Annotated in this window: 9 protein-coding genes; 7 read left to right on the top strand and 2 right to left on the bottom strand. The window is 41.9% G+C overall.

Annotated features, from left to right (window positions below; translation table 11 throughout):
• Window positions 1-66 precede the first annotated feature (66 nt).
• From argH to MKY99_RS28095, 4 genes are all read left to right on the top strand, one after another.
• Window positions 67-1,482, top strand: coding sequence for an argininosuccinate lyase (gene argH, locus MKY99_RS28110; protein WP_060625918.1), 1,416 nt, complete (start codon window positions 67-69; stop codon window positions 1,480-1,482).
• Window positions 1,483-1,628: 146 nt separating this feature from the next.
• Complete coding sequence (locus MKY99_RS28105; protein WP_339267521.1) at window positions 1,629-2,828, top strand: phosphoenolpyruvate hydrolase family protein; 1,200 nt, start codon at window positions 1,629-1,631, stop codon at window positions 2,826-2,828.
• A 99-nt stretch (window positions 2,829-2,927) separates the two neighbouring features.
• On the top strand, window positions 2,928-4,136 hold the full coding sequence (locus MKY99_RS28100; RefSeq protein WP_076285686.1) for a Tm-1-like ATP-binding domain-containing protein: 1,209 nt from the start codon (window positions 2,928-2,930) through the stop codon (window positions 4,134-4,136).
• Between the two features lie 43 nt (window positions 4,137-4,179).
• Entirely contained in the window at window positions 4,180-5,016 is an 837-nt protein-coding gene (locus MKY99_RS28095; RefSeq protein ID WP_339267520.1) for a phosphoenolpyruvate hydrolase family protein, read from the top strand.
• Window positions 5,017-5,152: 136 nt separating this feature from the next.
• Here the strand turns inward: MKY99_RS28095 and MKY99_RS28090 are convergent, their stop codons facing one another.
• Window positions 5,153-5,941: an alpha/beta hydrolase family protein gene (locus MKY99_RS28090; protein WP_339267518.1), complete on the bottom strand. Its 789-nt coding sequence runs from the start codon at window positions 5,939-5,941 to the stop codon at window positions 5,153-5,155.
• A 188-nt stretch (window positions 5,942-6,129) separates the two neighbouring features.
• Here MKY99_RS28090 and MKY99_RS28085 point away from each other — a divergent pair, with 188 nt between their 5' ends.
• Genes MKY99_RS28085 through MKY99_RS28075 form a run of 3 tightly spaced genes read left to right on the top strand, consistent with a single transcriptional unit; the run spans window position 6,130 to window position 9,015 of the window.
• Window positions 6,130-6,681 (top strand): type II secretion system protein, encoded by a 552-nt coding sequence (locus tag MKY99_RS28085; RefSeq protein ID WP_339267516.1) that lies wholly within the window; start codon window positions 6,130-6,132, stop codon window positions 6,679-6,681.
• The gene (locus tag MKY99_RS28080) at window positions 6,665-7,201 is read left to right on the top strand and encodes a prepilin-type N-terminal cleavage/methylation domain-containing protein (RefSeq protein WP_339267514.1); all 537 of its coding nucleotides are present in this window, start codon (window positions 6,665-6,667) and stop codon (window positions 7,199-7,201) included. Before MKY99_RS28085 ends, MKY99_RS28080 begins: the two co-directional genes overlap by 17 nt.
• 14 nt (window positions 7,202-7,215) lie before the next feature.
• Window positions 7,216-9,015, top strand: a complete 1,800-nt coding sequence (locus tag MKY99_RS28075; RefSeq protein ID WP_339267512.1) for a hypothetical protein — start codon at window positions 7,216-7,218, stop codon at window positions 9,013-9,015.
• Between the two features lie 86 nt (window positions 9,016-9,101).
• Here MKY99_RS28075 and MKY99_RS28070 read toward each other — a convergent pair whose 3' ends face one another.
• Window positions 9,102-13,682, bottom strand: coding sequence for a DUF5057 domain-containing protein (locus MKY99_RS28070; RefSeq protein WP_339267510.1), 4,581 nt, complete (start codon window positions 13,680-13,682; stop codon window positions 9,102-9,104).
• Window positions 13,683-13,888 lie beyond the last annotated feature (206 nt).

The following is a 13,888-nucleotide window of genomic DNA, read 5'->3' as shown; positions in this document are numbered from 1 at the left end:
CCCGAAGGCCGTTCCTCCCGTCAGGATAGGAGCGGCCCTCTGGCGTCCAAGAGGAGGAAACTACAGGTGAGCAAGCTTTGGGGCGGACGGTTTACTAAAGGAACAAACAAGCTGGTGGAGGAATATACGGCTTCCATTGGATTTGATAAGGCTTTGGCCAAAGAGGATGTGCAAGGCAGTCTGGCGCATGTCACAATGCTGGGCAAATGCGGAATCCTTCCACAAGAAGATGTGGAGACGATTAAGCAAGGTCTGAACAAAGTATTGGACAAGGTTAACGCTGGAGAAGTTGTTTTCTCCGTTGCGGATGAAGATATCCATATGAATATTGAAAAACATCTGATCGAGGAAATCGGTCCGGTTGGGGGTAAACTGCACACTGGACGCAGCCGTAACGATCAGGTGGCAACCGATATGCACCTTTACCTACGGGGCCGTGTAGTTGAGCTAGTTAGCTTGCTGCATGAATTGCAGGAAGCTTTGATCGAGCAGGCCAAAGATAATGTAGAGACAATTATCCCTGGTTATACGCATTTGCAGCGGGCACAACCGATCCTCTTTGCTCACCACTTGTTGGCTTACGTCTCGATGTTCCGCCGCGATGCAGAACGTCTGACAGACAGCTACAAACGCATTAACGTGCTGCCACTTGGAGCAGGGGCGCTTGCAGGAACCACCTTCCCGATCGACCGCCATTTTGTGGCGGAGCAATTGGGCTTTGACAGTGTTTACGAGAACAGTCTGGATGCTGTCAGCGACCGCGATTTCATCGTTGAGTTTCTGGCAAATGCTGCGCTTGTTATGACACATCTATCCAGACTCAGTGAGGAACTGGTGCTGTGGAGCAGCACAGAGTTCAGTTTCGTGGAGCTGGATGATGCTTTCTGCACAGGCAGCAGCATTATGCCACAGAAGAAGAACCCGGACGTACCAGAACTGGTACGGGGCAAAACAGGCCGCGTTTACGGAAACCTGATTGGCTTGCTGACCGTACTGAAATCTCTACCACTCGCGTACAACAAGGATATGCAGGAAGACAAAGAAGGCATGTTCGATACCGTTACTACACTGACTGGTGCACTGCAATTGTTCGCGCCGATGATCTCCACCATGAAGGTGAACAAGGGACGTATGCGTGAAGCCGTGAACACGGACTTCTCGAATGCAACCGATATCGCCGACTTCTTGGTAGGCAAAGGTCTTCCTTTCCGCCAAGCACATGAAGTAATCGGAAAAACAGTGCTCTACTGCATTAACGAAGGCAAGTTCCTGCTGGATCTGACGCTGGAAGAGTTCAAGCAATTCTCACCGCTGTTCGACGAGAATATCTATGCTGTTCTTCAACCGGAAGCTGTGGTTAACGCTCGTAACGTTTATGGCGGCACAGCCACCGTTCAGGTGAAAGCTGCAATCGAACGCGCGGAGCAGGCACTGCATGAAGCTAATGAATGGGTTGTAAAACACGGTGACGCTATATTGTAAACCGTATCAATACCGAATCTCGCCTCAGACTTTTATAGGTCGCAGGCGGGATTTTTTTTATCTAAAAGGGCTCTAAGTACAACATAACTGGATTCACAGTGTTCTTTACGGTTATCCTTAGATTAGGGATAGGAGGGTGCGTAAGTATGAGTAGAGAGCAAATCCTAGACGAGCTTAGATCGCAATTAAAACTAGGGAATCATATTATTGGAGTAGCCACAGGTGCGGGAATAACGGCAAAGTATGCGAAGCAGGGTGGAGCAGACTTCCTCCTGATGTTAAATTCGGGTAAATTCCGCCAGATGGGGAGGAGCTCTCTCGCTGGGATTTTGCCTTTTTGTAATAGCAATGATATGGTGATGGACTTTGCATCTAGAGAGATCATACCGTTGGTCAGAGATATCCCTATTATTTTTGGCCTCAATGCAACTGATCCGACAAAAGATATGGAGACCTATATCAGTGAAATAAAGAATAAGGGATTTTCCGGGATAAATAATTACCCCACGGTTGGATTAATAGATGGTCAATTTGGAGAAGCGCTCGAAGATGAGGGGAATGGTTATCTACTCGAAGTAGAAGCTATAAGAATAGCACACGAAAAAGATTTGTTTACCATTGCTTTTGTATTTGACGAAATCCAAGCCGCTCAGATGATCGAGGCAGGAGCAGATATTATTTGTGCACATTTAGGCTTAACCGAAGGGGGATTATTAGGAGCCAAAAAAGTATTCTCTCTGGAAGCTGCCAAGGCTAAGGCGGACAAAATTTTTAATACATGCAATGCGCTAAAGCCAGATTTAATTAAATTGGTGTATGGTGGTCCCGTGAAAACGCCAATTGATGTGCAGTATATGTACAGTAATAATCAAAATTTGATGGGGTATATCGGGGGCTCTGCTTTTGAAAGAATTCCCTCGGAGAAGTCCATTACGAATATAACCAAAGCTTTTAAAGTGTCGGGGACGCTGGATGAAGATGATTTTATGGTCAAAATGTTAGACGGCATCACAAAGCACTATGATTATGTTGAATTTGTAAAAGAATACGTAGCTCAAAATTATATGAATGAGATCTTGTTTGCAGATTTAGCTAAGGTGGCCCATGTATCCCGAAGTTACTTAAGTAGTTTGTTTACCAAAAAAGTAGGCTGCAGCTTTCAAACGTATCTCGTACAATTTCGGATGGATAAGGCGGCAGAAATATTACATAGAGACCATATCCAGTTATCTGAGCTAGCGCCATTAGTTGGGTACCAAGACTATGCGCAGTTTAGCAAAATGTTTAAGAAGTATAAAGGGTTTTCTCCAAAACAATATAAATCTAACATAAACACAAAAACATAAGACATAAAAGCGTTTTCATTAATAAACCAAAGAAGTATGATTAACTCATAAGTTGATCATACTTTTTTGTTGTAGATATTTGAAGAGGAGGTTGAAGAAATGAAGACGATTGCCATTGCCGGAACTTTTGACACCAAGGGTGAAGAATATCTCTACATTAAAAATTTGCTGGAAAGCTTGGAGCTAGGTACGTTTACGATTCATACGGGGGTGTTTGAACCCACCTTTACACCGGATATCTCTAACCGAGAAGTAGCAGCAGCTGCGGGTGTAAGTATAGATGAGCTCGTTGCCAAGAAAGATAGAGCACTAGCAACAGAGTTATTAGCCAAAGGTATGGAAAAATTAGTACCTGAATTATATAAGCAAGGCAAATTTGATGGAATTATCTCCTTTGGGGGCACTGGAGGAACTTCACTTGTAACCCCTGGTATGCGGGCATTACCTATTGGTGTACCTAAAGTGATGGTTTCGACCGTAGCTTCAGGGAATACTGCTCCATATGTAGGCACTAGTGATATTGTCATGATGCCATCGGTTGTAGATGTTGCTGGTCTGAACTCCATTTCAACAAAGATTTTTACCAATGCAGCCTTCGCCATCGCCGGTATGCTTAAATTTGAGAATAAACAAGTGATAGAGAAAAAACCATTAGTAGCTACAACAATGTTTGGGGTAACAACCCCCTGTGTAACGGCAGCTCGTAACTATCTTGAAGCTAGAGGATATGAAGTGCTTGTATTCCATGCAACAGGTGTAGGTGGCCAGTCCATGGAAGCACTAATCGAGGCTGGTTTTATTGAAGGTGTATTGGATCTGACCACAACAGAATGGGCGGACGAAATTATTGGTGGTGTGCTAAATGCCGGACCTCATCGGTTAGAGGCTGCTGGTAAACATCATATTCCACAGGTTGTGTCGGTAGGTGCGCTTGATATGTGTAACTTTGGCCCTTATGATACGGTACCCGAGAAATTTGCTGGACATAAGTTCTATAAGCATAACCCTACAGTTACTCTGATGAGAACAACAGTAGAAGAGAATGAAGCCATCGGCAAAAAGCTTGTCGAGAAATTAAATATGGCCAAAGAGAAAACGGTGCTAATGTTGCCGCTTAAAGGGATATCCGGCATTGATGTTGTAGGGGAAGCTTTTTATGGCGTAGAGGAAGATCAAATGTTATTTGATACCTTGAGAAATGGTGTGAACAGAAATGTTGTCGAGGTTATCGAAATGGATTGTGCCATTAATGATGTAGAGTTTGCAGAAGCAGCAGCGCAGAAGCTAATAGATCTCATGAGCAAATAAGGCTTTTATAAGATAAATAAATATTTAAATGGAGGCGTTACACATGAACAAAAATACAAGAACTGAAATCATGGCGAAGTTTAGAGAAGAAGTGGCAAATGGAAAGATTCTTTTAGGCGTGGGAGCCGGCACTGGAATTACTGCAAAAAGCAGTGAAGCTGGCGGAGCAGATATGCTGATTGTTTATAATTCAGGAAGATACAGAATGGCAGGTCGTGGATCACTCGCGGGGTTATTATCTTATGGAGATGCCAACCAAATCGTAGTCGAGATGGGCACTGAGGTATTACCTGTTGTGAAAAATACTCCCGTATTAGCAGGCGTATGCGGAACGGATCCTTTTAGAGTGATGGAGGTTTATTTAAAACAACTTAAAGAACAAGGTTTCAGCGGCGTGCAAAACTTCCCAACCGTTGGTTTGATCGATGGCGTATTCAGACAGAACCTGGAAGAGACAGGAATGGGATATGGTTTAGAAGTAGATATGATTAGAGCAGCACATGAATTGGATATGCTCACAACGCCTTATGTGTTTGATCCTGAACAAGCTAAAGCTATGGCAGAAGCAGGAGCAGATATTTTGGTGGCGCATATGGGATTGACTACCAAAGGTACAATTGGAGCTAAGACAGCTCTGACATTGGACGATTGTGTAGAAAGAATTGAAGCGATTATTAAAGCGGGGAAAGCAGTAAATCCAGATATTATGGTGATTTGTCACGGTGGACCGATTGCAGAGCCGGAAGATGCGGCGTATGTAATTGAACGTACAGAAGGTATAGACGGATTCTTTGGTGCCTCGAGTATTGAAAGATTTGCTGCTGAAAAAGGAATTAAAGATCAGACAGTCCTATTTAAAAATATCACCAAACAAGCATAATTGCCTTCGGCGTCCTTATAAGGACGGTAAGCCATTAAGCGAGAAATAAAAGAACCCTCCGGAGAGGGCAATCTGAGTAGTATAGAATTAAGGTGTAGCTTATAGCTGCACCTTTTTTGTTGTCTATTAGAAGAAGCTAATTATTACTCAACGGCAGCCAAGCCAATATATCGCGTATCTTGGCATCCCAATAGCCCCATTCATGTGTGCCCGGACCTTCCTCGTAGGTGAAATCAAGGGAGGTTGCTCGGCATGCATCGCGGAATTTCAAGTTATCTGTGTACAGGAAATCTTCTGTGCCACAGCATTGATACAGCGCTGGTTTCGGTCCTGTGGAGCGGTTCACTTCCTCAAGCAGCCATAGCAGGTCTTCGGGCGTTCCGGCGATATCTTCTGTTCCGAAGATCATTTCGTATTCTTTGCTTTTGACGGTAGGATTTTCCCCGTTCATAAAATTATGCGCCATATCAAGTGCTCCTGATAGACTTGCTGCAGCCGCAAAAGCTTCCGGTTTCCGTAGTCCCAGCTTGATCGCCCCGTAACCACCCATCGATAGTCCAGCTACAAAGTTCTCCTCACGTTTATCTGACAATGGGAAAAACGAGCGCGCAAGCATTGGCAACTCTTCACTAATAAAGGTCCAATAACGGCCTCCAACCGCCATATCCGTGTAGAAACTGCGATGTACATTCGGCATAACTACAGCTATTCCCATCTCTGCTACATATCGTTCTATAGAAGTCCGGCGAAGCCAGATCGAATCATCGTCTGACAAACCGTGCAGCAAATACAACGTAGGGTGTAGTTCTCCCCTGGTTACGTTGCTCATACCGATTTGTGTGGTTGTTTTTTGCGGCAAAATTACAGTCATTGAGGTATTCAATCCTAGTACTTCCGAATAAAATTTACACTCTATTAAAGCCATTTCATCCATCCCCTCTCTTTTCAAATGATAGCACAGAGCAAAAGTGAGAGATATTGTAGAAATATCTGAATTATAAGGATTTTGAGGATTGCTGTAGCTGGATATGAGAGAATATAATGGAAGTAGAAAATTAAGGAAAAAACGTGCAAATATGAAAGCATTCTCGTAGGCGGGAGGAAGAAAGTAGGATGAAATCAGGCCTAAAGCAGGAAAAAGGATTTACATTGATCGAAGTGCTGGCCGCTATTGTGATCTTGTCGATAGTTTCACTGGTACTTACGTCTTACTTTACAAACGCCATGAGTTACTCTAAATCGAACCAGAACAAGACGATTATGATCAATCTGGCGCGGAACGCGCTGTTTTATGTGGAGAAGCAGGATTTTGAGAAGATGAAGGAATACTTTAAATCAGAAGAGAACAATTCGCTAGAAGCATCCAAATGTCAAAAGGTTATTGATGCAGACGATTCTGTGAAATGTGACGACTATAGACAACTCGTTGAAGATACTACCATCTTAAATCAGGTTTTAAACCCTTCAATTAATGGGGTGAACTATCGAATCGATATTGAGTACCAGCGTGAGTTACATAAAGAGATTTTAAGTGATTTGGATAAAAAGGGTATGGCAGCATATCTATTGCCGGTATTGGTAAAAGTCAGCAGAGTGGATTCTTCTAATGGACCTCAGACCCAATCTGTTGTGGAGGGATATATTACTGATGAGAAAATTCGTTAAGCTTTTCCGCAGAGAAGGTGGCTTTTCATTAGTAGAGTTGATTGTGGCGTTATCATTATTTACGGTGGTTGCTGGAATTATTTCAGGGATCACGATGTTAGGCTTACGCAGCTATCATAAAATATCAATTGAAAACTCTCTACGGGATGAAGGCGATTTGTTGATGTCATCCATTATTACGGAGTTATATACATTTGCACCCGAGAAAGTTACCTCGGCGATCACCCAAAATGGCGAAGAGACGGATAGCTACATTACATTAGAACGGCAAGACGGTATGAAGTCGCGAATTCAGATTGCCAATGGAGTTCTTACGATAGCTAACCCCGATGTAATTAATCCTCCAGAGGACGCAAGAACTACAATTCATTCCAAGTTAGCAGAAGGATCCAAAATTATTTTAGAGTGTCAGAACGCCGTTCCGTGTGACAGTGGTCTGATATCGATAGATTTATCACTAGTTCAGAGCTACAACGGAAGGGACTACCCATTGGAGTTGAAAAGCAAATTCGGATTCTAGGAGGAGTAGGAGGGATGAGGAATAACGAAAAAGGATCAGCTCTAGTACTAGTTATGTTTGTTGCTCTTCTACTTACAATACTCGGACTAGCTGTGCTCGGGGCGACGGTGGGCGGGGCACAACGAACGGAGACCAGAGAGAATGATGTGCAAAGTTTACACCTGGCGCAGAAGGGGCTGGATGAAGCGGTCGCTTACATACAGACGAAGCTGGATGGACGAAAGGATATTGATCCTGATCATATGGAGGATGAGATTAAAAATATTGTTAATGAGGTGAGCACCAAAATTGTTGGCGTCAGCAATGACGTAAGTACAGAGTTATCTGGAGCTGGCGGTACGATCAAAAGCATCACCTATGAGAAGCAGGATAAGCAAAAATACTATGTCAATATTGAAGCACAAGCCACAGTTAATGGCGTCATCAGACAGCTGAGACAAAAGATTGTCATTGATACCTATCCTGATTTTCTTAAATATGCTTTTGGATCGGAAAAAGTATTAACATTAAACGGAGCGCCTGGTCTCCATGGCAATATATATGCGGGTAAAGAGTTACACATCAGTGATACGGCCGTATATACATACAAGGGAGTGAAAGATCTAAAAGAAAGGACTCAATATCCTAGAGTGGAATTATTGAAAGACCAAACTATAGCCACTTCTACCGAGCCTCAACCTGAAGTGCATGTGCAATCCCTTGAAAGTATCAAATATTCTGGAAATGGAGTTATTGATGCAGCTGTGAATAAGAATAATGCCTCAAGCATTCTTCCTACTATTTTGGGTATTCATGAAGAACAGGTGTTTATCAAACCGCAGAAAAAGTTCATTCAGATCAATGTGTTGGGATCCTTTCTTGATAAAGTGGAGGAAGCGACAGGGTTGACTGGGAAAAAGTCTGAACTTGAGCAAGCTATTAAGGATAATCAACTGGGGAATTATTTAAGCACAACAACATTAGATAGACTACCCGATGAGAATCCACCCTACACTGAGCCAGTACTTAAAGATAATCCAACAGAAGAAGAAAAGGATAATTACAAACTAGAGTACAGCGAATACTTAGAACAATTGAGAATGTATCAGAACTCCTTGTTGGATAAGGATTTGAATAATTCTACGATTTATAACGGTAATCTGCTTATCGATGGAATTGATTACAAACAGTTGAAGTTTAGTGATGAAGCTAAAACAGGTAATCCTTCCAACAAGCCCAAATGGCTTATTGTTAATGGTGATCTGGAGGTAAATAACTATAGCCCAGATATAACTAAATTTTTGGAGATTCAAGCTAATATTCTAGTTACAGGTAATGTTACTATTAAAGGTCAGGTGAAATTCAACTCTACTATGTTTGTTTTAGGGGAAACGAAAGTCGAGGACGCCGTGATCCAAGGCTTAAGTAGTAAGGAGTTAGTCCTTATATCTCAAGGAGATGTGCTCATTAATCGAATTGACACTTTTACGAATCCACCTAAGAAAAAGGATGAGCAGGATTCATTTTATATGAAAGCTTTTTTTTACACGGATAGTGATGCTAACTTGTACGGAGTGGGGTCAATCTTTTGGTTAAACGGAGGTTTTTTCGCTAAAGGGGATCTTACAGTAAACGCAGTACTAGGAGGCGTGACTGAGCCCTTAGATCCGGCACTCGGCTTTACTTTCGAAAATCAGGATACGGATCGATATAATTCGGGTCACCGTTTTAAGATCCAATATAATCAGGATGTTTTTACTCATCAGCAGTCTAGCCTCCCGCGTGTACAGCAGGTGAATGTAACCGTGGGGCCTCTGGAACTTGTAAGTCATTAAGACTAGTTGAAAAAAGGGTATCCTTAAGCGATTGCTTAGGGATACCCTTTTTTTGTTGGATGTTTCTTGTTGTTTAAATGTAAAGTTTAGTAACGATCGTCATTCTGAGGTGCCACAACCTTAACCGTAATATCTGCTTTTACTGTTGTACCTGTGCTTCCGATATAAGTCACTGTGATGAGTGTGGATCCCTTTTTAACGCCTGTAACAGTTCCCCTGGTATTAATATTGGTTCCATTATTGACGCTGGCAATTGCAGAATTGTCGCTTACCCAACTCAAGTTATCTTTGATTTGATCTATTGAGATGGAGGTTGGGAATGCCCATAAAATATCGGTTAACTGGAAAGTATGGCCTACCTCTAAAGTAATGGACTGATCCCGGAATCTTAATCCAGTTAAATCAACGATATTAACCATGTGTGTTGAAGTGATTTTTTGGAATGAAACCTTAATCAGCAGTCCTTCTTTAGCGGTATTACCAGCCGTCAATTTAGCGGTTGACCCGTCACTAGAAGGCGTAAGTGTAGCCATCTTGTTATCCGTTGATTGCACGAAATCCCAGATTAGCGTTGATGGATCGGAATCAGCAGGATTCCTAATTGCTTTTAGATCAATTTGCCCCCCTACCATTACCGTTATTGGACCTTCAATCGACAGTGACTTTAGCGGGTTAGTGATTACAATTGTCTTATCTGCAGTGATTGGATTACGATTACTAGAATTTACAGTGAGTTTCACCAAGTAAGTTCCTGACTGTGTAGCACTGAATACCTTTTTGGTATCATCACTTGGGTAGTCTGGATTGGTATTAATGACAGCATTGCTTGCTCCAGAGGCGACATTGGTGACCGACCAGGTATAGGTAATATTGGCCTCTGGTCCTTGATTATTTAGGTTGCCTTTCACATAGATAGCACTTAAAGGAATAGAATCGTTAATTTCACCAGTCCCATCTCCATCAATCGTTAAGGATCGTGGAGTTCGCTCAGCTACCGTTATGGTTGCTGTAGCCTGTTTGCCGCTACCATCTAGTGCAGCCACATGAACAGTTGCTGTGCCTTTGGCGAGGCCTGTGATGTAACCACTGCTTGAATCCAACTGTACATAATTAGTATCGGTAGTTGTCCACAGAAACGCCAGATCAGGGATATCAGAAGGAATGACTGTCGGAATTAAACGCATTCCTTCTCCGACATAGATGGTTCTGCTTTCTAATTGTAGAGCCTTAATTTTATATTCGGCTGTAAAGGTTAAGGTCTCAAACGAAATCGTAGTACGCGATAAATTAGCTGATGAAGGATCTGTTGGTGTTGGGACAGGTAGCGGATAGATCTCCGCTGGTAGGTTACCGATAAAAGGGAAATGGTATAAAGTGGCACTACTCATATTCATTGAAGCTCCAATGATTGTTCCATACACCTGACCTCCATCAAAGTTAATGTTAGATCGTGGTGCCAGAATGGTTCCGTATACGTCGGCTTGGGAAATCCGCAAAGGCTTGGTGCCTGAGAAATTGAATAGCACACGACTACCGTTATTCCCGAGGGGGAAATGAAGGAATGGTTGGTCTGTACCATCTTCTTTTACGTTGACAATTATCGTTGATCCTTGCGGAACTTTAAGCTCGGAGCTGTTAAGCGTATTTAATACTGAAGTGGAAATATTAACAATATTGATAGATGAGCTACCTGTTACCGTAAGTTTTCCATATTCATGAGTCGTTGAAGTATTGGAAGGCATCTTAGCAATAGCATCAGAGAGTCCAAGGAGATGACTCTCATGCTTGTTGAAATTGAGAAGTTCACCGTATGTGATAGTACCATTTTGAATAGAACCAGGTCGTTGGTCTTTAACGGTGCCCTTAACCAATATGTTTCCGTAAACCGTACCTTCAGGAAGAGAAACATCTCCGCCCGTGACAATACCGTATGGAACTTTGTCTTTGAATTGTTCATTTACTGTAATACCAGCGTTGTTGAAGTTGACTGTGCCCCCGGAAGCTAATGGTCCCTTAATAGTTCCTCCACGAAGTGAGGTTGTCTGAAGGATAAATGCGTTGTATTCACCTGTGATTCCCAGAGGTGGTAATGTGGCATGGATATCGACATAACTAAGCTTGGAGTCATTTAAAGTATAGGTTTGGGTCTGAGTCGGTTTAACTGTGATTTGGAACGTTATAGGTTGCTCAGAGTCTGGTTTATAGATTTGGGCGCCGTTCACCGTTTTTAATGAATAGGTTATGTTATTTAGATTGCGTGTCAATCTAAACCCACTGGTTGCATTTCCAGTGACGATCGTACCGGCTGGTAGTTCTCCTGAAATCTCCAGGTTAGGTGGAAGATTCTCGGTGAATACAATATCCGATATTAATTGTGTGTTAGAGGTCTGGTTGACCGTGCCTACTTTATCAAAAGGTACAGATTTTGGGGTGATGGAATAACTAAGAGTGACCGGTTCTCCCTTTTCTACTTTACCATTCACAACATTCTGAGAGAGAGAGCGTGTTACACTCAAATTGGTGTTCGACGGCAGGACATTTACTCTGATAGTTTTACTTGAGAGAGCTCCATTTTGGTCCCATGCGTTAATTTCGATATCGAGTGCGCCCCCATTTGGAAGCGGATTTTTAACCGTTCTATATATACTTTGCCCTGATTTAATGCTCGTTTTACTCATTTCAATGTCGGTAAAATACGTGCTCCCATTTTTAAAGCGAATTTCAGTTGTCAGATCACGATCGTTAAAGTCCAGATCAGTGACTGTATAGTCGACAAGTATTGTGTTTTGATAAGAAGGAATCGATGAGCCATTAGTCGGTGTATGCACCGTAATCTCAGGAGCATGATTCGCACCAATAAAAGCGCGATACATAGTATTAACGAACAATTTTTGTTCCCAAACTGGGAAATTTCTTAGATTGGCGGGAATATCACTTACTCCAAAAAAATGACCTGTACCCGAGTAGGTAATATTGCCTTTGGAATATGTGTAATATTGATTCCAACTATCCTCGGTATCACGTTGGTATTGATTATATTCACCATTTGGTTTTATCTTCGTACCTGACGCTTCGCTTTGAATGTTATACCATGATACTACTTCGGGATCTTCCAGATTAAGCGTGAAGTACTGGTTATGTGTTGGTGCAATTTGTGGTGTGGAGATATCGATTTGCTGGTTGCTGTCGTCCCGCTTGCTTAGATAAAAAGGATATTGCATCAAAAGCCCGTCATTCACCGGCTTAACCTTGGTGGAAAGATTGATGGCATTATGGCCTAAGTTGGTCTCCGGATTCATCTGACCGGTAATCCCCATGAAATTATTGATCCAGTTCTTTTTATTTGCATCTAAATTAATGATGGTATCGTGAGTGAACAAGGCGCTTTGCTTGAAGGTACCAGTGAATTGTGTAATCGCGTTGGTTGCATTAGTGTTTAAGTTGGATTTCTTATAGTATTCGTCGACAAAACCAAAGATGAGCATGTCATAGGTGCCGTTTAATCCGTAGCTTTGTGTTGCAGCATATTTTTCATTCACATATGTGTTAAATTGGGTCATAGTATTGACCACAATATTAAGCTGATAATCAGCCGTACTCAAAAAAGACGGGTTCATATTACTAGTGTTCAGGAGGCTGCTTTCCGTTAGAGTGTCAGGCATAACCTGAAGAATATTTACGATGGTCTTCTCTCCGCGATAACGAATTACCCCGCTGTCAAAATCCTTTAATTGCGATTTATGATAATCATTGATTTCTAGCTTCCAATAGAGTAAGCCGGAGTATGTTTTTGGCAAAGTGTATTCGATAGTTCCGCTGGATGTATTAAGCTCTGTTTCAGCAACGACCTGCTTTTCTCCCATTTTGATGGACTTATCAAGACCGATATATAGTTTGACTGAGAGCGGAGAGCTTTGTAAATTAGGTGCGTTAGTGATATTGAAATTAAAAGAAAGCTTCTCCCCAGGAACATAGATTTTGCTGTTAGTTGCATTAGGGTCATAGTTGGGAATTCTGTTCGTAATTTGAAGGCGGGGACGTTGCTTTAGATCATTTATGTACGTAGAGTTTTGTCTTTTTAAATCGGTAAAGATATTTGCGAGTCCAGCATCATCCACAAATTTAACTTTTGGGTTGGATGAGGAAAGACGGTAACTGTTAAAAGAGCTGTACAGTATACCTTGTTCTGCTTGTGGTTTTTTATCTTTGTCATTAAAGGGTTGGCTATGCAAGAAAACATATAATCCTTTATTAATAAATTCCTTCGTAATTTGATCTGCCTTCAGATGAGTGATATCGTTTTTCATATTTTTGGTGTCCAGTGCCTTAGCTCTATTTTCCTCCGAGGCTGGTTGCTGATTACTCACTTGTGCAGGATTGTAAGTCCCCTTCCCAATATAAATCGCATCATATCTTCCATCCAAATCATCCCGCAGCGCCACAAAGCGCTTCATACTCATGGTATCCACTGTGAAGTTAGATAATCCTGCTTTTAGAGATGTTAACTCGCTGCTTCCACTATCCGTAATTTCAAGCATCCGTATTTGGTAATCATTTGAACTAGCTTCGACATTCGTGAAGTGATTTTTGAGTGGCAGAACAAGCAGAAGGAGAAGCAAGATCGTTACTGTAAAAAGATAGATCCTTTTGTTACTGGCAAATTTCATGTTCATCTCTCCCTGATTGTTAACTATTGGTAGATATGGTCGAATTGTATGTTGTATATGCTAGTTTCCGACAGCTTTTTCAGCTGAATTCGTTGTAAAATTATCCAATCTATGTTATATACATTCTAGGACATTCAGCATTGATAGACAACATAAATCTATTGAAATATACCTATAAATTTATTACTAAAGTCCCAAGTATATTG

Origin of the sequence: Paenibacillus sp. FSL R5-0470 (assembly GCF_037975205.1) — a bacterium.
Taxonomy (GTDB): domain Bacteria; phylum Bacillota; class Bacilli; order Paenibacillales; family Paenibacillaceae; genus Paenibacillus_AQ.
This window is presented reverse-complemented; position numbering and strand designations above follow the sequence as displayed.

What these genes read in the sequence shown, in the direction of transcription:
- MKY99_RS28105 (WP_339267521.1), top strand. Translation starts at nt 1,629, where the DNA reads ATGAGTAGAGAGCAAATCCTAGACGAGCTTAGATCGCAATTAAAACTA.
- MKY99_RS28100 (WP_076285686.1), top strand. Translation starts at nt 2,928, where the DNA reads ATGAAGACGATTGCCATTGCCGGAACTTTTGACACCAAGGGTGAAGAA.
- MKY99_RS28095 (WP_339267520.1), top strand. Translation starts at nt 4,180, where the DNA reads ATGAACAAAAATACAAGAACTGAAATCATGGCGAAGTTTAGAGAAGAA.
- MKY99_RS28090 (WP_339267518.1), bottom strand. Translation starts at nt 5,941, where the DNA reads ATGGCTTTAATAGAGTGTAAATTTTATTCGGAAGTACTAGGATTGAAT.
- MKY99_RS28085 (WP_339267516.1), top strand. Translation starts at nt 6,130, where the DNA reads ATGAAATCAGGCCTAAAGCAGGAAAAAGGATTTACATTGATCGAAGTG.
- MKY99_RS28080 (WP_339267514.1), top strand. Translation starts at nt 6,665, where the DNA reads ATGAGAAAATTCGTTAAGCTTTTCCGCAGAGAAGGTGGCTTTTCATTA.
- MKY99_RS28075 (WP_339267512.1), top strand. Translation starts at nt 7,216, where the DNA reads ATGAGGAATAACGAAAAAGGATCAGCTCTAGTACTAGTTATGTTTGTT.
- MKY99_RS28070 (WP_339267510.1), bottom strand. Translation starts at nt 13,682, where the DNA reads ATGAAATTTGCCAGTAACAAAAGGATCTATCTTTTTACAGTAACGATC.